The sequence below is a fragment of the Arsenicicoccus dermatophilus genome (genome assembly GCF_046267915.1).
GTDB lineage: Bacteria > Actinomycetota > Actinomycetes > Actinomycetales > Dermatophilaceae > Arsenicicoccus > Arsenicicoccus dermatophilus_A.
Genome location: NZ_CP176520.1, coordinates 1,240,582 through 1,259,956 on the forward strand (window position 1 = coordinate 1,240,582; position 19,375 = coordinate 1,259,956).

Consider the following 19,375-nt stretch of genomic DNA (forward strand, 5'->3'; position numbering starts at 1 on the left):
CAGCAGGAGGCCCGGCTGCGGCGAGCCGCCGCCCGTCAGCGCACCTGCACGGTCACCCCGTCGACCGCGGGGACCACCTCCCCGATCACCGGTGCGCCCGGGACCTCGCCGACCACCAGCAGGCCGCCCGAGGTCTGGGCGTCGGCGAGCAGGAGCAGGGTGTCCTCGTCGACCGTGGCGTCCAGGGACGGACGCACCCAGTCCAGGTTGCGCCTGGTGCCGCCGCTGACGTAGCCGTCGCGCAGCGCCTCGCGCGCCCCCTCCAGCACCGGCACGTCGGCCGCGGACAGTCGTGCCGTGACCCCGGACGCCCGCATCATCTTGTGCAGGTGCCCCAGCAGGCCGAATCCCGTGACGTCCGTGGCGGCCTCGACGCCCGCGGCGACCGCGGCCCGCCCCGCCTCGGCGTTGAGCGCCACCATGGAGGCGATCGCCTGCGGGAACACCTCCCCGGTGGTCTTGTGGCGGTTGTTGAGCAGGCCCACGCCGATGGGCTTGGTCAGGCTGAGGGGCAGCCCGGCCCGGGCCCGGTCGTTGCGCAGCAGGCGATCCGGGTCCACCAGGCCGGTGACCGCGAGGCCGTACTTCGGCTCCGGGTCGTCGATGGAGTGGCCGCCGCCGACCGGGCAGCCCGCCTCCCGCGCGATGTCGAGACCACCGCGGAGGACCTCGCGCAGCAGCTCGAGGGGGAGCGAGTCGCGGGGCCAGCCCACGAGGTTGACGGCGACGACCGGCCGCCCGCCCATGGCGTAGACGTCCGAGAGGGCGTTGGCGGCCGCGATCCGCCCCCAGTCGTAGGCGTCGTCGACCACCGGCGTGAAGAAGTCGGTCGTCACCACCACGGCCTGACCCGGGCCGATCCGCACCACCGCGGCGTCGTCCCCGTCGTCCAACCCCACCACCAGGTCCGGCGAGGTGACCCCGCGCAGGCCGGCCACGACGTCCTCCAGCTCACCCGGGGGGATCTTGCAGGCGCACCCCCCGCCGTGGGCGGTCTGGGTGAGGCGCACGGCGACGCCGGTCGCGGGGTCGGGGGTGGTGCTCGTCATACGGTCAATCTAACGACCGTGGCGGGTGACTCAGTGGTTGCGCAGCGCCTCCACCGGCTCGCTCCTCGCCGCCGGGGACGAGCCTCGGCCGCCGGCGGTGGGACCGATCGGGCGGCTCCTGCTCGTCACCCGGCGACAACACCCCGGCCCGGGGACCGGCACGGGTAGGCTCGATGCCGGAGGCGTACAGGTGCCTGGTGGCCCTCGCGGTCTTCAAAACCGTTGTACGGCGGTATCCGTCGTAGGCGGGTTCGATTCCCGTCCGCCTCCGCCAGACCTGGCTCCGGTCCCGGTCACCCCCGTGACGCGGGTCCGGGGCCGGGTGCCGTCGGGCTGGTCGCGGGCCGCCGCCGAAGGGCCGTGACAGCCGGGTCGACAGCCGACGGCGCCGTGGCGGCAGGGGGTCAGGCCTTGATGACGAGGACCGGGTGCCGCGCCGGGTCCAGCCACCTCACGGTCGCGGTGAGCTCGGCCATGTCGTCGATCCCCACGCAGCCGCCGGTGTAGCGGCGCGCGTGGTGCAGGAAGATCCCTGCCCCCGAGCCGGAGCCGTAGCGGCGGACGTTCCAGTAGTTGTAGCCGACGACCACGGCCTGGCGGTACAGCCCCGAGGCGACGTAGGTGGACAGCCGCTCGCTGCCGGCGGCGGTGGCGCGGGGCACCGCGCAGGACTGGCGCCAGCGGTTGTAGTCCCGGGCGCGGGGGTCCTGGATCCACCACGAGCAGGCGGTCACCGTGCGGTACGCCATCCTGGTCCCCGGGTTGCCCTTGCCGAAGGCGCTGACCAGGGTGAAGGCACCGGCGGGGGTGGTGCCGGTGCCCTGCCGCCGGACGGCGGCGGGCACCACCCCGCCGCGACCGAACACCGCGCCGGCGGGCGCGTTGACCTTGACCCAGCGAGATCCGTTCCAGGACCAGCGCGCCCAGGTGCCCCTGGTGCCGGCGACCCGGTCGGCGACGAGCACCTGGGTGGAGTCGAGCTGGCTGATCGAGGTTCCGGGCGCGTAGACCCGCCGGGCGGTGGGGGGCGTCGTGGCCGGTGCTGCGGGCCGGGCCACGACAGAGGTGGTGGCTGGGTTCGCCGCGGCGGGAGCGGCGCCCGGGGTGGTGAGCAGGGGTACGGCGGTGAGCGTGGACAGGGCGGCCAGGAGGCGGGTGCGGGTGCGGGTCACGTTCGTCCTCGGGGGTCGGGGGCGGGTCCGTCGCGTGCCGGATGTGCCGGGACGAGCCCGGACCGGCGGCGGCGGTATGGAGCTGGGCAGGTCAGGGCAGCGAGCTCGCGGCCCTGGTCACGGCGTCGCGATATCGCTCGTACGCCCGGTGGTAGTCGGCCCACGCGGTGTCGAAGACGGTCTTGTCCCTGACGTACGCCGCCCGGGCCGTGGTCTCGGCGGCGAAGGCACGCTCAAGGTCTTGGCAGCTGAGCTGGTAGCCGTACCGGGCGTTGTCGGCGCCGTGGCAGCGGGCCCAGGTGGAGGCGGCCGCCTCGACGACGCGGTCGAAGTAGGGTCCTTGGTTCCATCCGGAGCGGGTGGTGCCCATCCGCCGGACCAGGATGTCGCCGCAGGCCCAGGTGGAGCAGCGCTGACGCAGCTCCTGGTGCCCGCGCTCGTGCATCGCGACGAGGTAGGTGTCCAGCGAGCTCATGCCGCGCTGGACGTAGACCACCTGGTCGTCGTCGGTGAGGCCGACGGTGGACTCGCCGTCGACCGACTGGGCCTGCAGGGCGGGGTCGCCCGCGGCGAGGCAGCGCGCTGCGGCGCCGTTGACGGCGCGCACCACCCGGTCGCAGGACCAGGTGGCCACCTGGGCGCGGGTGGGCCACTCGGGCAGCGGGGCCGGCGGCGCCACCACCGTCGGCAGGGGAGGGGGCGGGGTCAGCGTGGGGCTGACCGGGGCGGCGGGGATCGGTGGCGCGGAGACGGCGGCCGTGCGCCCGGCCCGGACGTCCGGTCCGGTGGCCTGCGTGGTGGCCGCGGTCACGCTCGTGGCGCACCCGCCCGCCGCGACGGCGAGTGCGGTGACGCCGGCGAGCGCGCTGGCGGCGCGACGGTCGGGAGGCGTCGGGAGCATGCGGTCCTCTGCGGGGTGGTGGTCGGGTCGACCCTCACGATAACTGCATAGAGTTACTGAATGTGACAGATTGTAATTACACGCTCCGGGACGAAGGCCCTCGGACCATTCGCCCCGGAGCGGCCGACCGGCCGCGACCGCCCTGCGTCGATCGCCCACCGCGATCCACGACCGGGCGGTTCCCTCGTCGTAGGGTCTGACCATGAGCGCGGAATCCGAGGATCCCCGGCGTCACATCCCGCGGACCGACACGCTGCTGGCCTCCTCGCCCCTCGTCGAGGCGCTCGCACGTCACACCCGCGAGCACGTGCTCGCCGCCGTGCACGACGCCCAGGCCCAGGCCCGGGCCGGGCAGATCGACCCCGACGCCGTCGCCGGCACCGCCGCCGCCCTGCTGGCCGAGCGCGCTGCCGCCCCGGGCGTGCTCAACGCCACGGGGGTGGTGCTGCACACCAACCTCGGACGCGCCCGGCTCGCGCCCGATGCGGTCGACGCCGTCGCCGCCGCGGCCGGCAGCACCGACGTGGAGCTCGACCTGACGACCGGCACCCGCACCCGGCGCGGGCGGCGCACGGTCGACGCCCTGCTGCGCGCCGTCCCCGACGCGGGCGACGCCCTCGTGGTCAACAACGGAGCGGCGGCGCTCGCCCTCGCCGCGGCCGCCCTCGCCGGCGGTCGGGAGGTCCTGGTCAGCCGGGGAGAGATGGTCGAGATCGGCGACGGCTTCCGGATCCCCGAGCTCGTCGAGTCGACCGGCGTGCGCCTCGTCGAGGTCGGCACCACCAACCGCACCCGCCTCGGGGACTACGCCGCGGCGCTGACCGAGCAGACCGCCGCGATCCTCAAGGTGCACCCCAGCAACTTCCGCGTCGAGGGCTTCACCAGCGAGGCGAGCGTCCGCGAGCTCGCCACCCTGGGCCTGCCGGTCGTCGCCGACACCGGCAGCGGGCTGCTGCGGCCCGACCCGCTCCTGCCCGACGAGCCCGACGCGACCACCGCCCTGCGGGCCGGTGCGGCCGTGGTCACCTGCAGCGGCGACAAGCTGCTCGGCGGCCCCCAGGCGGGGATCGTCCTCGGCGCCGCGAAGGTCGTCGAGCGGCTGCGCCGCCACCCCTTCCACCGGGCTCTGCGGGCCGACAAGCTGACCCTCGCGGCCCTCGCCGCGACCCTGCAGGCACCGCAGACCCCGACGTACCAGGACCTGCACGTCGCCCCGACGACGCTGCGCGAGCGGGCCGAGCGGCTCCGGGCCCTGGTCGACCTGCCGGGCACCGAGGTCGTCCCGTCGGCCGGTCGCGTGGGCGCAGGGTCGGCGCCCGGGCTCGACCTGCCCGGCTGGGCCCTGCGGCTGCCGGAGCCGTATGCCGCTCGGCTGCGCCGAGGACGAACCCCCGTGGTCGGCCGGGTCGAGAGCGGCCACACCCTGCTCGACGTGCGGTGCCTGCCCGACGGCCGGCTCGAGGCGGTGGCCGCGGCGGTGCGGGACGTCGCGACCGGGCTCGGCGACCTCGACCGGCCGGCCGCCCCCTGCGAGCGCGAGGACGGCCCCCGATGAGGCACGTCGTCGCGACCGCCGGGCACGTCGACCACGGCAAGTCCACGCTGGTGCGTGCCCTGACCGGGATGGAGCCCGACCGCTGGGCCGAGGAGCGCCGCCGGGGGATGACCATCGACCTCGGGTTCGCCTGGGCGACGCTGGGGTCGGGGGATCGCCTGGCCTTCGTGGACGTGCCGGGGCACCAGCGGTTCATCGGCAACATGCTCGCAGGACTGGGGCCCGCTCCGGCGGTCCTCGTGGTGGTGGCCGCCGACGAGGGCTGGCGACGCCAGAGCGAGGAGCACCTCGAGGCCGTGGACGCCCTCGGGCTGCGGCACGGCCTGCTCGCGGTCACCCGCAGCGACCTGGCCGACCCGACGGCGGCGCTGGCCGAGGCCCGGGAGCGGATCGCCCGGTCCAGCCTCGGCGCGGTGGAGGCCGTGGCGGTCTCTCCGGTCTCCGGCGAGGGTCTGGACCCCTTGCGGGCAGCGCTGGAGCGGCTGGTGGCGCGGCTTCCCGCACCGGACCCGACCGGCCGGGTCCGGCTGTGGGTGGACCGCGCGTTCACCGTCGCCGGGGCGGGCACGGTGGTGACCGGCACCCTGGAGTCCGGGACCCTGTCGGTCGGCGACGAGCTGGAGCTGTGCGGTCGCAAGGTGCGCGTGCGCGGGCTGCAGTCGCTCGGCGAGGACCTCACCACGATCCCGGCGCGGGGACGGGTCGCCGTCAACCTGCGCTCGGTCGCCGCTGCCGACGTGTCCCGAGGCGGCTATCTGCTCACCCCGGGCGCGTGGCGGCTCACCCGGGAGCTGGACGTCCAGCTGCAGCGGGGCGTGGCCGAGGACCTGCCCGGGGAGGTCATGGTGCACGCGGGCGCCGGCGCCTGGGCGGCCCGGGTGCGGCCGCTGGGGGACCGCTTCGCCCGGCTCCGGCTGCCCCAGGAGCTGCCCCTGCAGGCAGGTGACCGGATCATCCTGCGCGACCCCGGACGACAGGTGGTCCTCGGCGGGGCCACCGTGCTCGACGCCGACCCACCCGCCCTGCAGCGGCGCGGCGCCGCCCGGCGCCGGGCCGAGGTGCTGGTCGACGCCCGGGAGGGGGTCGACGTCGTCACCGAGGTGCGTCGACGTGGGCTGATGCGCCCGGAGGACCTGGCGGTGCTCGGCGCCGACCCGGACGAGGTGCGTGGCGAGCTCCCCGGCGTCCTGCGCGTCGGGGACTGGCTGGTCCACGAGGACCGGTGGGCCGCCGGGGTGTCCGAGCTGCGTCGCCTGGCGGCCGCCCGCGAACGGGAGCACCCCATGGACCCGTGGCTCCCGCTGGAGCAGGCCAGACGACATTTGGACCTGCCCGACCTGGACCTGGTGCGCGCGCTGGCGACCGGCGCCGGGCTCGACAGCTCCGAGGGGCGGCTCGGTCGGCCCGGGCTGGTTCCGACCCTGGGGGACGCCGAGGCCGGGATGTGCGCGCTGGAGGCCCAGCTCGGCGCCGACCCCTTCGCCGCGCCGGAGCGGTGGCAGCTCGACGAGTGGGGGCTGGGCGCGCGGGAGCTCGCCGCCGCCGAGGCCGCGGGCCGGGTGGTCCGCCTGGTCGACGACATCGTGCTGCTGCCCAAGGCCCCGGCGCTGGCGATGCGGTCGCTCGCGGCCCTGCCCCAGCCGTTCACCACCAGTGCGGCCCGCCAGACGTTGGGGACCACCCGCAGGGTCGTCATACCGCTGCTGGAGCACCTGGACGCGCGGGGCTGGACCCGACGGACCGACGGCAGCCACCGGGAGATCGTCCGTTGACCATCACGTGAGACGCGGGGTCCATCAGGAGAGATGACCGATCATCCTGGTGCCATGTCCGACGACCAGAACGCCATCCGCCGCGCCCTCCAGGAGTCGATGGACCTGCGCGAGCAGGGCCGCACCGACGAGGGGGACTGACTCCGCCGTGCCCACGCCCACCCCGCCGACCTCGCTGGACCTCGCGGTCGTCCCCGGTGACGGCATCGGCCCGGAGGTGGTCGCCGAGGCCGTCCTCGTCCTGCAGGCCGTCACCGCCGCCGCCGGGGTGACGCTGTCCACCACCGAGCAGGACCTCGGGGCCCGCCGCTGGCACGCCACCGGTGAGACGCTCACCGACCCCGACCTGGACACGCTGCGCGCCCACGACGCCATCCTGCTCGGCGCGATCGGCGACCCCTCCGTGCCGTCCGGGGTGCTGGAGCGAGGCGTCCTGCTGCCGCTGCGGTTCGCCCTGGACCACGGCGTCAACCTGCGGCCTGCCCGGTCGTTCCCCGGTGTCCCGGGTCCGCTGGACCTGGACCGGGTGGCACCGGACGGCGTCGACCTGGTGGTGGTGCGCGAGGGCACCGAGGGGCCCTATGTCGGCAACGGCGGCGCCCTGCGGGTCGGGACCCCGCACGAGATCGCCACCGAGGTGTCCGTCAACACGGCTCACGGCGTCGAGCGCGTGGTCCGGGCCGCCTTCACCCGCGCCGCCGAGCGGCCTCGACGCCGGCTCACCCTCGTGCACAAGCACAACGTCCTCGTCCACGCCGGCCACCTGTGGCGACGGACCGTGGAGGCGGTGGCGGCGGAGCACCCCGACGTGACGGTGGACTACCTGCACGTGGACGCCGCCACGATCTTCCTCGTCACCGACCCGGCCCGCTTCGACGTGATCGTCACCGACAACCTGTTCGGGGACATCCTCACCGACCTGGCCGCCGCGGTGTCCGGTGGCATCGGGCTGGCCGCGTCGGCCGGCATCGACCCCTCGGGCACCAACCCCGCGATGTTCGAGCCGGTCCACGGGTCGGCCCCGGACATCGCCGGTCGCGGCATCGCCGACCCCACGGCGGCGATCCTGTCGGCGGCGCTGCTGCTCGACCACGTCGGGCTCGTCGACCAGGCGCACCGGGTGACCGAGGCCGTGGCGGCGGACCTGGCCGACCGCGGCGGCGAGGTCCGCCGCACCAGCGCCATCGGGGCCGCGATCCGCGCCCGGCTGTGAGCCGGGCGCCGGGGCGCGGCCGGTCGCGCGGCTCCCGCGGGCGTGCGCCGGACGCGGCGACCGGCCGTCGTCGCCCTCGCCCCCGAGGGGTAGCCTCGGACGCGAACCTCACCTCCCACCAGGAGCACCCATGACAACGTCGTCCCTGTCCTTCCCGGTCGAGCGGTCCACCTCCCCGGCCACGGAGGCCGAGCGCCAGCAGGTGCTCGCCGACCCCGGCTTCGGCAAGCACTTCACCGACCACATGGTCCTGGCCACGTGGACGCGCGACGCCGGCTGGCACGACGCCGAGGTCGTGCCCTACGGCCCGCTCACGCTCGACCCCTCCACCGCGGTGTTCCACTACGGCCAGGAGATCTTCGAGGGCATGAAGGCCTACCGGCACGCCGACGGCTCGGTGTGGACCTTCCGCCCGGAGCAGAACGCCGCCCGCTTCGCCCGCTCCGCGCACCGCCTCGGCCTGCCCGAGCTGCCCCAGGCCGACTTCCTGGAGTCCATCCGCGCCCTGGTCGACGTCGACCAGGTGTGGGTGCCTGAGCACGGCGGCGAGTCCTCTCTCTACCTGCGACCGTTCATGATCGGCACCGAGTCCGGCCTGGGCGTCCGCCCCTCCACCCACGTGACCTACTGCGTCATCGCCTCCCCGGCGGGCGCCTACTTCTCCGGCGGGATCAAGCCCGTCTCGCTGTGGGTCACCCCGCAGTACACCCGGGCGGCCCCGGGCGGCACCGGCGCCGCCAAGTGCGGCGGCAACTACGCCGCGTCGTTGGCGGCCCAGCTCGAGGCGCAGTCCCAGGGCTGCGACCAGGTCGTCTTCCTCGACGCGGTGGAGCGCCGCTACATCGAGGAGCTCGGCGGGATGAACCTCTTCTTCGTCAAGCGCGACGGCACCGTGATGACCCCGCAGCTCAGCGGCTCGATCCTCGAGGGCGTCACCCGGTCGTCCATCCTCGAGGTCGCCCGCGAGCTCGGCCACGAGGTCGAGGAGCGGCGCATCAGCCTCGAGGAGTGGCGCGAGGGCGTCGGTTCCGGCGAGATCACCGAGGTCTTCGCCTGCGGCACCGCCGCGGTCGTCACCCCCGTCGGCCGGCTGTCCTGGCTGGACGGGGAGGTCGTCGGCGGCTCCGAGCCCGGCGAGGTCACCATGACCATCCGCAACCAGCTCCTCGACATCCAGACCGGGCGCGCCGAGGACACCCACGGCTGGCTGCACCGGCTCGCCTGAGCGACGCCGGCTCGTCGGAGCGACACCGGCGCTCGCGGCCCCGCCACCTGCCGAGGCGGCGGGGCCGCGTCACCGGGCGGCGTCGAGCAGGGTGTCGCACGCCGCGATCAACCGCGCCCGCACCGGCGCCGCCGCCTCGGCGATCGCCCGCTGACGGCGCACGTGCTCGGCCTTGCCCTCGGGCGTCTCCACGGCGATGTCGGGGACCCCGAGCGACGCGGTGGCGTACGGCGAGGAGGCCATGTCAAGGATCCGCGCCTGGCGGGCCACGTCGAAGCAGTCGAGCACCAGGTCGCCCGGGATGCCAGGAGCGAGCTTGAAGGCCCAGCGGTAGAGATCCATCGCCCCGCCGTGCAGGCAGCCGGGCTGCTCGTTCGCCTGGATCGTCTCGCGCGTCGGCCGCACGGCGTTGCGGTCGACCGCGTCGGGGGTGAAGAAGCGGTAGGCGTCGTAGTGCGAGCACCGGATCTCGTGGGCCTCGACCACCTCGTCGGTGCCCCGCGACCCGAGCCGCAGCGGCAGCGAGCGGTGCCGCACGTCGTCGGGGGAGAGGCGGTAGACCATCGCCCACTCGTGCAGCCCGAAGCACCCGAAAGCCGGCGGCCGACCGTGGATGCCTACGAGGAGGTCCCGGACGAATCGCACCGCGGCGCCGCGCTTGTCGGCATACGCCTGGACGTCCAGCCAGGTGCGGCCCGCCTCGGTGCGGTAGCACGGCCAGGCCTCGTGCGGGGCCGGTCCCTCCAGGGCCACACCCGGCCCCACGTGCCAGCGGGCCAGGTGGCCGGGGCGAAAGCCGTAGTACTCGAACAGGAAGTCCTCCAGCGGGTGCTTGTGCCCGCGTGCCCGGCGCTCCAGGTGCGCCGCGGTCGCCGCGCAGGCCCGCGCCCGGTGGGCGGACTCGAGCGGCTCCCACTCGCTGCGGGTCAGCACGATCACCGGACGATCTTAGGACCGCCGGGACCTGGTCCGGCGCCATGATGGAGGCCATGGCCGACGAGCAGACCGCTGGAGACCCAGGACCTCGCCGCGGGTGGCGTCCGCCACCGAGCTATGTCGAGTCCCTCGCCGAGAAGCGCATCCGCGAGGCCCAGGAGCGTGGCGAGTTCGACAACCTCAAGGGGGCCGGCAAGCCCCTGCCCAGCCTGGACCGCCCGTATCGCGAGGACTGGTGGATCACCGGTCTGATCGAGCGGGAGCAGCTGGACCTGGCCGGCGCGATGAACCCGACGATGGCGCTGCGGCGCGAGGCCCACGACATCCACGACACGGTGCGGGACGTGACCCGGGAGGAGGCGGTCCGGGAGATCGCCGAGGACCTCAACCGCCGGGTCCGGCAGGACCGGCTGCGGCCGGCGACCGGCCCGCAGATGCCACCCGTCGCACCGACGGTCGACGTCGACGAGGTCCTGGCCGTATGGCGCGAGCACCGGCGCCTGGTGGCGCGAGCGGCCGAGAAGCACGCCGAGCGGGAGCGCGCCCGGATCGCCCGGCTGGCCCAGGAGCGACGGGAGAAAGCCTGGTGGCGGCGCTGGTTCGCCCGCCGAGGCTCCTCAGGGTCCCGCTCGACCTGAGCCGGACCCGCCTCGGTCAGGGCGCCAGGTCGGTGACCATCGCCGCGATCTCCTCGTACGCGCGGCGGGTGGCCGGTGCCAGGGCACCGAAGGTGACCTGGCGTCCGTCGGCCACGTGCGGGTCGTGGGGCACGACGACCAGACCGCGCGTGTGTCGGCTGAGCCACCGGACGACGCGATCCTTGGACAGGTGGCCGGAGGTGCGGTCCTTGTCCGCGAGGGCGATGACCGCGTTGTCCGCGAGGTCCTCGTGCCCGTGGCGGCGGAGCCACTCCAGGGTGTCGATGGCGCGGCGGGCACCCGTGAGGGAGTGGCTGGCGCACACGACCGCGACGTCGGCGTTGGCGAGCACCCCGCTCATGATCGGCTGGGCGAAGCCGGTGCCGGCATCCATCCCGATCACGGTGTAGTAGCGCTCGAGCGTGGCGACGGCCGCGTCCACGTCCTCGCTGGAGACGCTGCGCTCCGGGCTGGGGTCCTCGTCCCCGGGCAGCACCGCGAGGCGGCCCTCGGTGACCACCCAGCGGCCCAGGTCGCCGCGGCGCTGCACCTGACGGCAGGACTTCGCGAAGTCGTAGACCCCCGACAGGCGTTCACCGATGAGCCGCTCGGCCAGGTCTCCCGCGTCGGGGTTGAGGTCGGTGACGACGACCCCGTCGGCGCGGTTGTTGGCCATGGCGAGCATCACACCGGCCGCCGTGGACGTCTTGCCGACACCGCCCTTGAAGCACAGGAACGCGACGTGCAGGGGACGGTCGAGGTGGCGCTGGATGCGGTGCACCCGCTCCAGGTCCTCGACCTCGGCGGCGCTGGGGCCGAGGTTGATCCGCCCGCCGCTCAGCTCGAAGAGCAGCGCGCGGAAGCCGCTGCGGGGCGGGGTGCTCTCGTCCTCCTCCAGCCGCAGCGTGGGCTCGGCGAGGTCGAGGTCGAGGTCCTCGTCCTCCTCGACGTCCTGCGGTCGCTCGTCGCGGGTGGGGTGCTCGTCGCGGGTCGGCCGCGCGTCGCGGGTGGGGCGTCCGTCGCGGGTGGGGCGTCCGTCGCGGGTGGGGCGTCCGTCGCGGGCGGTGCGCTCGCCGACCTGGGTGCGCCGCCGGGTCTCCTGGCGCGGTCGGGGCTCGGGCTGGGGGTCGCGGCCCCAGGCACGCTCCCACGCCAGGTCGGGGTCGGTCTCGGGATCGCGGACCGGGTCCGGCGCGGCGGCGACGGGCTCCAGGACCGGGTGTCCGTGCGCGTGCTCCCCGCCGGAGCGGTGCGTCGGGCGGGCGCCGGGGCGCCGCTGCACCTCGTCGTGGTCGAAGCGGTCCTCGGGACCAGGACGGGGGTCCTCCCGCCGGTCGGCGCGGTGCTCGGCCCGCCGCTCGTCGCGGCGCCCCTCCTGCCGCCCGAAGCGCTCGGCGTGCGGGAAGCGGTCCCCGCGAGCCCGCGCCTCCTGCTCGTCGGTGCGGTGCGCGGGCGCGTCCGCGGCCCGTTCGTCGTCGACCGGTTCCGGACCGCCTCCCGCGAAGATGTCGCGGATGGAGACGGTCATCGGCTCGTCCTCCTCGGCGTCTGCCGGTGACTGGGGCACCAGGTGCGCGGGGCTAGGCTGGGTCGGCCCCTCGGGGGAGGGCACCGCGCGCACGGGGGCGGGCGCGGCGTATCGGCGGGTGGATGAGCTGGGCATGCTCGGACCTCCGGGGTCCATCCAGGGACGGGGGAATCGCAACGTAGCCCGACCGGGTCGGGGTCGTCACGGTATGAACCGTCCAGGCTGAGCCGGGCGGGTGGTATCGACACGGGCTGTTGCCGAACAGGCGGTTTCTGCGCGCCCGCGGCCACGTGGACGTCAGGCCGTCCGAGCAGCGGCGGGCTGGCGCACGGCGGTAGGTTGACACCGTGCGTATCGCGAGATTCACCCTTGGAGAAGACCCGGCCTACGGCGTCGTGGAGCGCGACGGGGACGACCTGGTGGTCGCCCAGATCGGCGGCGACCCGATCTACCAGCAGCTCGCCTTCGCAGGTCCCCGCTACCCGCTCGAGGAGGTCCGGCTGCTCAGTCCGGTGATCCCGCGCAGCAAGGTCGTCGGCATCGGCAAGAACTACGCCGACCACGCCGCGGAGATGGGTGGTGAGGCCCCGGCCGAGCCGTTGATGTTCTTGGTGCCCAACACCGCGGTCTCCGGTCCTGGCGACCCGGTGCCGATGCCGGCCGCGAGCAGCAACATCCACTACGAGGGCGAGCTCGCCGTCGTCATCGGCAAGATGGTGCGCAACGTGCCGCCCGAGCTCGCGCTCGCCACCGTGTTCGGCTACACCTGTGCCAACGACGTGACCGCCCGTGACCTGCAGCGGTCGGACGGGCAGTGGGCCCGGGCCAAGGGGTTCGACGGGTCCAAGCCCCTGGGGCCGTGGATCGAGACCGAGCTCGACCCCGCCGACCTGCGGATCGTCACCCGGCTGGATGGCGAGGTCGTCCAGGACGGCCGGACCAGCGACATGATCCACGACGTCGCCCGGCTGATCTCCCATGCCTCCCAGACCTTCACGCTCCTGCCGGGCGATGTCATCCTCACCGGCACCCCCGCCGGCGTGGGGCAGGTCCAGGAGGGTCAGCGCGTCGAGGTCGAGGTCGAGGGGATCGGCACGCTGAGCAATCCCTTCGTCCGCTCCCGCTGATCCCGGCCGGGTCCGGCCGTCAGGTGCCGGCGAGCGCCAGGCCGAGCAGCGCCGCCGCGAGCGACAGCACCAGCGTCGCCGCGGCGTGCGACGCCGCGCGGCCGGGCCCGGCCGCGGGCACCAGCCGAGCGGTGTCCAGGCTCGCGGTCGAAAAGGTCGTGAACCCTCCGCACAGCCCGGTGCCGAGCACGAGCCGCCAGGCGGGGTCGAGCGGCTCGCGAGACGCGAGGCCGACGACCAGACCGAGGGCGAACGATCCGGCGACGTTGATCAGCAGGGTGCCCGGCCCGTAGGCCGCCAACCCGGGGGCCGCGTGGCGGGCCACCCGGTCGCGCACCCACGTGTCGACGGCCAGCCGCAACGCCGCGCCCACGCCACCGGCGACGGCGACGCCGAAGAAGAGGCCAGGGGTCACGGTGCCTCCTCGGGCGCCGAGGCGTCGGGCGGCGGCGTCCCCCGACGTCCCCCCGGCCGGGCCGCGAGCAGCCCTGCACCGCAGCGGATCCCGATCAGCGAGGCCGCGGCGCCGAGGCCGACGGTGAGCAGGGCGTAGCCGGCCGCCATACCGGCACGACCGCTGCGCAGCAGCGTCGCCGTGTCCACGGCGAGGGTGGAGTAGGTGGTGAAGCCCCCTAGCACGCCGGTGCCCAGCAGCAGCCGTGCGTCGCGGCGCCGACCGGCGTCGGGGCCGAGCCCGGCCAGCCAGGTGAGCAGCACCGCCAGGGCGAAGGCCCCGACCACGTTGATCGCCGGCACGACGGCGTCCCACCCGCGTGGCGGCCAGGCCAGCACCAGAGCCTGGCGCAGCCCTGCTCCGACCGCGCCACCGACGGCCACGGTCAGCAGGTGCCGAGGTGGGGGAGTCACCCGCCCATCGTGCCGGATCCGCCGGGCCGCCCCGGTCAGGCAGGGCCGATAGGCTGGCCCCACCATGACTGACGCCGCTCACACCCCTGCCTCCCGCACGCCGGCGCGCACCCGCGTCGCCCCCTCGCCGACCGGTGACCCGCACGTCGGGACCGCCTACATGGCGCTGTTCGACCTCGCCTGGGCCCGCAGGACGGGCGGCCGGTTCGTGCTGCGCATCGAGGACACCGACCAGGCGCGCTACGTCGAGGGCAGCGAGCAGCAGATCTTCGACACCCTCACCTGGCTCGGGCTGACCTACGACGAGGGACCGGACGTGGGCGGCGAGCACGGCCCCTACCGCCAGTCCGAGCGGCTGGACACCTACACGCCCTACGTCGAGCAGCTCATCGCCGACGGGCACGCGTACTACTGCTGGTGCTCCACCGAGCGCCTCGCGGCGATGCGCGAGCTGCAGCAGAAGACCAAGCAGCCCACCGGCTACGACCGGCTGTGCCACGGCAAGACCCGCGAGGAGCGAGCCCAGCTGCCGGGATTCACCGACAAGCCGGTCGTGCGGATGCTCATCCCCGACGACGTGGAGCTGCGCTTCCAGGACGTCATCCGCGGCTGGGTCAGCGCCCCTCGTCCGGACGACCAGGTGATCCTCAAGGCCGACGGCTTCCCGACCTACCACCTGGCCGTCGTGGTCGACGACCACCTGATGGGCATCACCACCGTGGTGCGCGGCGAGGAGTGGATCTCCTCCACCCCCAAGCACGTGCTGCTCCACCAGTGGCTCGGCTGGGAGCTGCCGCAGTTCGCGCACATGCCGCTGCTGCGCAACCCCGACAAGTCCAAGATCTCCAAGCGCAAGAACCCCGCCGCCCGCCTGACCTGGTTCCGCGAGGAGGGCTACCTGCCCGAGGCGCTGCTGAACTTCCTGCAGCTCGTGGGCTACCCCCCGGTGGCGGACGGCCAGGAGGTGTCCACCTTCGAGGAGTTCGTGGAGCGCTTCGACTGGACCAAGGTCAACACCGTCGGCCCGATCTTCGACATGGACAAGCTCAACTGGCTCAACGGCCACTACATCCGGGCTCTCTCGCCGGAGGACCTGGCCGGCCGGATCGTCGAGCACCTGGTGCGTCGCGGCGAGCTGCCGGGGCAGCCGACGGAGGAGCAGATGCGCCTGGTCACCGCGGCCACCCCGCTGGTGCAGGAGCGGATGCAGACCCTTGCCGAGGCGGGACCGATGCTCGGCTTCCTGTTCGTGGGCGACGACGAGCTGGTGTATGACGCGGACTCCGTCGCGGCCCTCAAGGAGGACGCCCCGCAGGTGCTGGACGCCTCCATCGAGGCGCTCACGGCCCTGGACGACTTCACCGCCGCCCCGATCCAGGCCGCCCTGCGGGCCCGGCTGTGCGAGGACCTCGGGATCAAGCCGAAGTTCGCCTTCGCCCCCGCTCGTGTCGGGGTCACCGGGCGCCGGGTGTCGCCGCCGCTGTTCGAGTCGATGGAGATCCTGGGCAAGGAGTCGACGCTGGCGCGCCTGCGGCGTCTGCGGTCCCAGCTCTGAGCCGGATGCCCGACGACGCCCCCGCCGCCCCCCTCGAGCGGCGGGGGCGTCGTCGTCCCCCCTGATCCCGCCGACCGCATCACCTCGCCCGACGGCCACGCACCTGCCTGACCACCCAGGCCAGGGACCGCAGGACCGCCAGGTTGGCCGCCCACCCGACGACGGCGACGACGGTCGCGTGCACCCAGACGGGCACGTCGCCCAGGCCTGGGAGGCTGCGCACCGGGGGGAGCAGCACGCCCCACGGCATGGTCGCCAGGAGCAGCGGTACGCCGGCGAGGGAGGCGCCTACCTGGTCGGGATCCGGGTGGAACTCGTCCCGGATCCACAGGGCCCAGCACCCGGTGACGAGCAGGGTGTAGGTGGTGGCGAGGACGTGGAGGGCGCGGCGTTCGCACCCGGGCCGGGCCGGGGGTGGGAGGTCGCTCATGGCCGCGACCCTAGGCAGCGGCGGGTGTCGGCGCCTGAGTACTCCTACCTGGCCTCCTCGTCGTGAGCGGGACGATTTGGGGGAGCGGCCCGCCTCCGGTAGAGTTCTCTCTCGGTTCGCCCACGCTTCACCGCCCCTCACCAGGCGGTCGAGGAAGGGGTCAGTTCCCTTGGGGTATGGTGTAATTGGCAGCACGACTGATTCTGGTTCAGTTAGTCTAGGTTCGAGTCCTGGTACCCCAGCAAGATCGACCGTTCTCTCTCGTGGAAAGCGTCGATTTGGGAGAAGCCCGCTGGTTCGAGTAAGGTTTCTCCTCGTTGCGAAACACCCGAGAGGGTGAGAGCGCAACAGTTTTGCCCCCGTTGTGTAGCGGCCTAGCACGCCGCCCTCTCACGGCGGTAGCGCCGGTTCGAATCCGGTCGGGGGTACAAACATCAGGAAGGGCCCCTCCTGCAGGAGGGGCCCTTCCTGCCTGTGCAGGGAGATGTGATGCGAAGCAAGCGGCCGAGTGGTTGAACCATGAACGATCGGGGGCGCAGTGGAGAGGCCGGTCGATGTCGACCGGCTCTCACCGCAAGGAGGCACCCCATGCGCCGCACGACCCTCGACACCCTCCTCTCCTCCCTCGGGCTCCTGCTCGCCCTGCCGCTGCTCGTGGGGGGTGGCCTGCTCACCTGGGCCGCCTCCTCCTTCGCCCAGGGTCAGGTCCACGACCAGCTGGCCGCGCAGAGGATCACCATGCCCTCCGGCAGGCAGCTCGAGGACCCGGCGATCAAGCCCAACCCGGAGAAGTACGCCGGCCAGGAGATGACGACCGGTGACCAGGCCAAGGCCTTCACCACGGTGGGCACCATCGCCAAGTTCGCCGCGATCGCGGACTACCTCGGCTCCGCCTGATGCTGCTGCTCGGCCTGCGGCACGCCCGCCAGGCCGGCGACACGGTCGTCTGAACGAGCACCCTCGAGGGCGCCAGGCCCCCTCGGTCGGCCTGGCCGGGCCGCTCCTGACCAGGCCGACCGCTGCTGGTGGCGCTGCGGGGCGCCCGGCATACCGCCGCTGTCTGTCAGGTCACACGGGCAACCAGGGGGGTCGCGTTGTCGGCTCCGCCGCGGGCCGGGAGGATGGGGTGACCCACCGGCCGCCTCGATGGAGAGTGACGATGACGACGAGCCTGACCGCCCAGGACACCTACCGCCGCAAGCTGACGAGCGCGCACGACGCGGTCCGTCTCGTGCGGGACGGCGAGACGATCGTGGTTCCCACCGGGGTCGGTGAGCCGCCCTCGCTGCTGGAGGCCCTCTCCGAGCGGCGCCGCGAGCTCCACGGCGTCGCGGTGGAGCAGATCATCCCCTTCCGCAGCTTCGACTACTACGACCCGGAGACGGTCGACCACGTGCGGCACACCGCCTACTTCTACGGCGGACCCACCCGTCCCGGCGGGCAGGCCGGCTGGATCCCTTACCGCCCCAACTACTTCACCGAGATGCCCTCGCTGATCCGGCAGGGTCTCTTCCCGTGCGACGTGGTCTTCGCGATGGCCTCGGAGATGGACGAGCACGGGTACTTCGCCATCTCCCTCAGCACGGACTACACCATGGCCGCGATCGAGAAGGCCCGGTGCGTGGTGCTCGAGGTCAACCCGCGCGTGCCCTATGCCTACGGCGAGTGCCACGTGCACGTCGACCAGGTGGCCGCCGTCGTCGAGGACGACCGCCCCCTGACGACGGTGGGGCTGCCCGAGATCGGCCCGGTGCAGCAGGCGATCGGCAGGTATGTCGCCGACCTGATCCCCGACGGCGCGACCATCCAGATCGGCTTCGGTGCGATCCCCGACGCCGTGGTCATGCAGCTCACCGACCGTAAGGACCTGGGCGTGCACACAGAGATGATCGGGGACGGGATCCTGTCCCTCGTGGAGGCCGGCGTGGTCACCAACCGGCTCAAGAACCTCCTGCCCGGGCGCTCGGTCGCCACCTTCGCGCTCGGCTCGGAGCGGCTCTACTCGTGGATGCATCGCAACCGCGCCCTGGAGATGCACCCGGTCGACTTCACCAACGACCCCTACGTCGTGGGCGGGATCGACGACATGCACACCATCAACGCCACCGTCGAGATCGATTTCGTCGGCCAGTGCTGCTCGGAGTCGATGGGGTGGATGCCTTACTCCGGCACCGGCGGTCAGAGCGACTTCGTGCGCGCGGCCAACCGCTCCAAGGGCGGCAAGTCCTTCATCGTCACCCCGTCCACGGCCAAGGGCGACACGATCTCGCGCGTCGTGCCCACCCTCAAGCCGGGCGCGCACGTCTCCACCTCCAAGAACGACGTCAACTACGTCGTCACGGAGTACGGCGTGGCCCAGTTGCGCGGCAAGACCAACCAGGAGCGCTGCCGGGCGCTGATCGACATCGCCCACCCCAAGTTCCGCGAGGAGCTGGGGATCAAGGCCCAGGAGATGCACATCCTCTGAGCCGCCTCCGGCGGCGGCGCCTCACCCCCGGCGATCGGGGCGAGGCGCCGTCGCGGGCGTCCGGCAGCACCGAGTCCGGCTCGGCGGGGTGGGTCAGGGCGCGGAGCGCCGCAGGATCTCGGTGAGCTTGTTGGCGCCGGCGACCACGGTGGCGGCGTGGAGCCGGCCGGGCTGGCGGGAGATCCGCTCGATGGCGCCGGAGATCGACACGGCGGCGACGACCCGGCCGGAGGGACCTCGCACGGGGGCGGACACCGAGGCCACGCCGAGCTCGCGCTCGGACACCGACTGGGCCCAGCCCCGGCGCCGCACCCCGGACAGGGTGGTGGCGGTGAACTTCGCGCCCTGCAGGCCACGGTGGAGCCGGTCGGGCTCCTCCCAGGCGAGCAGCACCTGAGCGGCCGAGCCGGCGAGCATGGACAGGGAGGCGCCGACCGGGATCGAGTCGCGCAGACCCATCGGGCGCTCGGCGGCGGCGACGCAGATGCGGTGGTCGCCCTGGCGCCGGAACAGCTGCGCGCTCTCGGAGGTGTGGTCGCGCAGGGCGTTGAGCACGGGGCCTGCCGCGGCCAGGAGCCGGTCCTCCCCGGCCGCGCTGGACAGCTCGGCGAGGCGGGGTCCGAGAACGAAGCGGCCCTGCATGTCGCGGGCCACGAGGCGGTGGTGCTCCAGGGCGACCGCGAGGCGGTGCGCGGTGGGCCGGGCCAGCCCCGTGGCGGAGACGAGCTGGGCGAGCGTGGCGGGTCCCGCCTCGAGGGCTCCGAGCACGACGGCGGCCTTGTCGAGGACGCCGACGCCCGATGTAGAGGTGTCCATAGCATGATACTGCCGTCTCGTAGCCTGAGACGCAAATCCGCTGCGTAGCCGTCCTGCGACAGCCTGCCAGCAGAGAGGGCCAGCGGCCCGCCGACATACCCGACCAATCGCGCCCAGCCCATCG

At 73.9% G+C, this 19,375-nt stretch carries 19 protein-coding genes and 3 tRNA genes; 13 read left to right on the forward strand and 9 right to left on the reverse strand.

All coding sequences use genetic code 11. The features are described from left to right. Positions 1-35: 35 nt before the first annotated feature. Positions 36-1,049, reverse strand: coding sequence for a selenide, water dikinase SelD (selD, locus tag ACK2IS_RS06100; protein ID WP_409485255.1), 1,014 nt, complete (start codon positions 1,047-1,049; stop codon positions 36-38). Positions 1,050-1,227: 178 nt separating this feature from the next. Here selD and ACK2IS_RS06105 point away from each other — a divergent pair. Next, a tRNA-Sec gene (locus tag ACK2IS_RS06105) sits at positions 1,228-1,323 on the forward strand. Positions 1,324-1,453: 130 nt separating this feature from the next. Here the strand turns inward: ACK2IS_RS06105 and ACK2IS_RS06110 are convergent. Further along, positions 1,454-2,221: a L,D-transpeptidase family protein gene (locus tag ACK2IS_RS06110; protein ID WP_409485256.1), complete on the reverse strand. Its 768-nt coding sequence runs from the start codon at positions 2,219-2,221 to the stop codon at positions 1,454-1,456. Positions 2,222-2,312: 91 nt separating this feature from the next. Beyond that, on the reverse strand, positions 2,313-3,122 hold the full coding sequence (locus ACK2IS_RS06115) for a hypothetical protein (RefSeq protein ID WP_409485257.1): 810 nt from the start codon (positions 3,120-3,122) through the stop codon (positions 2,313-2,315). Between the two features lie 202 nt (positions 3,123-3,324). Between ACK2IS_RS06115 and selA the strand changes: the two genes are divergently transcribed. The 5 genes from selA (at position 3,325) to ACK2IS_RS06140 (ending at position 8,887) form a co-directional block, all read left to right on the forward strand. After that, the gene (selA, locus tag ACK2IS_RS06120; protein WP_409485258.1) at positions 3,325-4,677 is read left to right on the forward strand and encodes an L-seryl-tRNA(Sec) selenium transferase; all 1,353 of its coding nucleotides are present in this window, start codon (positions 3,325-3,327) and stop codon (positions 4,675-4,677) included. Next, entirely contained in the window at positions 4,674-6,449 is a 1,776-nt protein-coding gene (gene selB / locus ACK2IS_RS06125) for a selenocysteine-specific translation elongation factor (RefSeq protein WP_409485259.1), read from the forward strand. Before selA ends, selB begins: the two co-directional genes overlap by 4 nt. A 33-nt stretch (positions 6,450-6,482) precedes the next feature. After that, entirely contained in the window at positions 6,483-6,590 is a 108-nt protein-coding gene (locus tag ACK2IS_RS06130; protein WP_409485260.1) for a 3-isopropylmalate dehydrogenase, read from the forward strand. A 7-nt stretch (positions 6,591-6,597) separates the two neighbouring features. After that, complete coding sequence (locus tag ACK2IS_RS06135; protein WP_409485261.1) at positions 6,598-7,662, forward strand: 3-isopropylmalate dehydrogenase; 1,065 nt, start codon at positions 6,598-6,600, stop codon at positions 7,660-7,662. A gap of 130 nt (positions 7,663-7,792) precedes the next feature. Next, positions 7,793-8,887, forward strand: coding sequence for a branched-chain amino acid aminotransferase (locus tag ACK2IS_RS06140; RefSeq protein WP_409485262.1), 1,095 nt, complete (start codon positions 7,793-7,795; stop codon positions 8,885-8,887). A gap of 69 nt (positions 8,888-8,956) precedes the next feature. Here ACK2IS_RS06140 and ACK2IS_RS06145 read toward each other — a convergent pair whose 3' ends face one another. Next, positions 8,957-9,826 carry a 3-methyladenine DNA glycosylase gene (locus tag ACK2IS_RS06145; RefSeq protein WP_409485263.1) on the reverse strand — a complete coding sequence of 290 codons (870 nt, stop codon included), beginning with the start codon at positions 9,824-9,826 and terminating at the stop codon, positions 8,957-8,959. 50 nt (positions 9,827-9,876) lie between these two features. Here ACK2IS_RS06145 and ACK2IS_RS06150 point away from each other — a divergent pair, with 50 nt between their 5' ends. Then, positions 9,877-10,461: a DUF1992 domain-containing protein gene (locus ACK2IS_RS06150; protein ID WP_409485264.1), complete on the forward strand. Its 585-nt coding sequence runs from the start codon at positions 9,877-9,879 to the stop codon at positions 10,459-10,461. 16 nt (positions 10,462-10,477) lie between these two features. Here ACK2IS_RS06150 and ACK2IS_RS06155 read toward each other — a convergent pair whose 3' ends face one another. Then, entirely contained in the window at positions 10,478-11,989 is a 1,512-nt protein-coding gene (locus tag ACK2IS_RS06155) for a hypothetical protein (protein ID WP_409485265.1), read from the reverse strand. A 347-nt stretch (positions 11,990-12,336) separates the two neighbouring features. On the opposite strand from ACK2IS_RS06155, the gene ACK2IS_RS06160 reads away from it, so the two are divergent. Continuing rightward, a complete protein-coding gene (locus tag ACK2IS_RS06160) occupies positions 12,337-13,116 on the forward strand; it encodes a fumarylacetoacetate hydrolase family protein (RefSeq protein WP_409485266.1) in 780 nt (259 codons plus the stop codon). Between the two features lie 19 nt (positions 13,117-13,135). Here ACK2IS_RS06160 and ACK2IS_RS06165 read toward each other — a convergent pair whose 3' ends face one another. Together ACK2IS_RS06165 and ACK2IS_RS06170 are read right to left on the reverse strand one after the other, a co-directional pair. Continuing rightward, on the reverse strand, positions 13,136-13,531 hold the full coding sequence (locus tag ACK2IS_RS06165) for a fluoride efflux transporter FluC (protein ID WP_409485267.1): 396 nt from the start codon (positions 13,529-13,531) through the stop codon (positions 13,136-13,138). Next, positions 13,528-13,983 carry a fluoride efflux transporter FluC gene (locus tag ACK2IS_RS06170; protein WP_409485268.1) on the reverse strand — a complete coding sequence of 152 codons (456 nt, stop codon included), beginning with the start codon at positions 13,981-13,983 and terminating at the stop codon, positions 13,528-13,530. Before ACK2IS_RS06170 ends, ACK2IS_RS06165 begins: the two co-directional genes overlap by 4 nt. A 64-nt stretch (positions 13,984-14,047) precedes the next feature. On the opposite strand from ACK2IS_RS06170, the gene gltX reads away from it, so the two are divergent. Beyond that, positions 14,048-15,538 carry a glutamate--tRNA ligase gene (gene gltX / locus ACK2IS_RS06175; protein ID WP_409485269.1) on the forward strand — a complete coding sequence of 497 codons (1,491 nt, stop codon included), beginning with the start codon at positions 14,048-14,050 and terminating at the stop codon, positions 15,536-15,538. A 79-nt stretch (positions 15,539-15,617) separates the two neighbouring features. On the opposite strand, the gene ACK2IS_RS06180 is transcribed toward gltX, so the two are convergent. Next, entirely contained in the window at positions 15,618-15,968 is a 351-nt protein-coding gene (locus ACK2IS_RS06180) for a hypothetical protein (RefSeq protein WP_409485270.1), read from the reverse strand. Between the two features lie 170 nt (positions 15,969-16,138). Here ACK2IS_RS06180 and ACK2IS_RS06185 point away from each other — a divergent pair. From ACK2IS_RS06185 to ACK2IS_RS06200, 4 genes are all read left to right on the forward strand, one after another. Next, positions 16,139-16,210, forward strand: a tRNA-Gln gene (locus ACK2IS_RS06185). Positions 16,211-16,323: 113 nt separating this feature from the next. Further along, positions 16,324-16,396, forward strand: a tRNA-Glu gene (locus ACK2IS_RS06190). Between the two features lie 160 nt (positions 16,397-16,556). Next, positions 16,557-16,865, forward strand: coding sequence for a hypothetical protein (locus tag ACK2IS_RS06195; protein WP_409485271.1), 309 nt, complete (start codon positions 16,557-16,559; stop codon positions 16,863-16,865). 262 nt (positions 16,866-17,127) lie between these two features. After that, positions 17,128-18,435: an acetyl-CoA hydrolase/transferase family protein gene (locus ACK2IS_RS06200; RefSeq protein WP_409485272.1), complete on the forward strand. Its 1,308-nt coding sequence runs from the start codon at positions 17,128-17,130 to the stop codon at positions 18,433-18,435. A 93-nt stretch (positions 18,436-18,528) separates the two neighbouring features. Here the strand turns inward: ACK2IS_RS06200 and ACK2IS_RS06205 are convergent, their stop codons facing one another. Beyond that, a complete protein-coding gene (locus tag ACK2IS_RS06205; RefSeq protein ID WP_409485273.1) occupies positions 18,529-19,251 on the reverse strand; it encodes an IclR family transcriptional regulator in 723 nt (240 codons plus the stop codon). Between the last annotated feature and the right edge of the window lie 124 nt (positions 19,252-19,375).

Bases quoted from the DNA above. Each gene is read 5' to 3' on its own strand.
- selD (WP_409485255.1), bottom strand. From the start codon at position 1,049: ATGACGAGCACCACCCCCGACCCCGCGACCGGCGTCGCCGTGCGCCTC.
- ACK2IS_RS06115 (WP_409485257.1), bottom strand. From the start codon at position 3,122: ATGCTCCCGACGCCTCCCGACCGTCGCGCCGCCAGCGCGCTCGCCGGC.
- selA (WP_409485258.1), top strand. From the start codon at position 3,325: ATGAGCGCGGAATCCGAGGATCCCCGGCGTCACATCCCGCGGACCGAC.
- selB (WP_409485259.1), top strand. From the start codon at position 4,674: ATGAGGCACGTCGTCGCGACCGCCGGGCACGTCGACCACGGCAAGTCC.
- ACK2IS_RS06130 (WP_409485260.1), top strand. From the start codon at position 6,483: ATGACCGATCATCCTGGTGCCATGTCCGACGACCAGAACGCCATCCGC.
- ACK2IS_RS06140 (WP_409485262.1), top strand. From the start codon at position 7,793: ATGACAACGTCGTCCCTGTCCTTCCCGGTCGAGCGGTCCACCTCCCCG.
- ACK2IS_RS06150 (WP_409485264.1), top strand. From the start codon at position 9,877: ATGGCCGACGAGCAGACCGCTGGAGACCCAGGACCTCGCCGCGGGTGG.
- ACK2IS_RS06155 (WP_409485265.1), bottom strand. From the start codon at position 11,989: ATGACCGTCTCCATCCGCGACATCTTCGCGGGAGGCGGTCCGGAACCG.
- gltX (WP_409485269.1), top strand. From the start codon at position 14,048: ATGACTGACGCCGCTCACACCCCTGCCTCCCGCACGCCGGCGCGCACC.
- ACK2IS_RS06180 (WP_409485270.1), bottom strand. From the start codon at position 15,968: ATGAGCGACCTCCCACCCCCGGCCCGGCCCGGGTGCGAACGCCGCGCC.
- ACK2IS_RS06195 (WP_409485271.1), top strand. From the start codon at position 16,557: ATGCGCCGCACGACCCTCGACACCCTCCTCTCCTCCCTCGGGCTCCTG.
- ACK2IS_RS06200 (WP_409485272.1), top strand. From the start codon at position 17,128: ATGACGACGAGCCTGACCGCCCAGGACACCTACCGCCGCAAGCTGACG.
- ACK2IS_RS06205 (WP_409485273.1), bottom strand. From the start codon at position 19,251: ATGGACACCTCTACATCGGGCGTCGGCGTCCTCGACAAGGCCGCCGTC.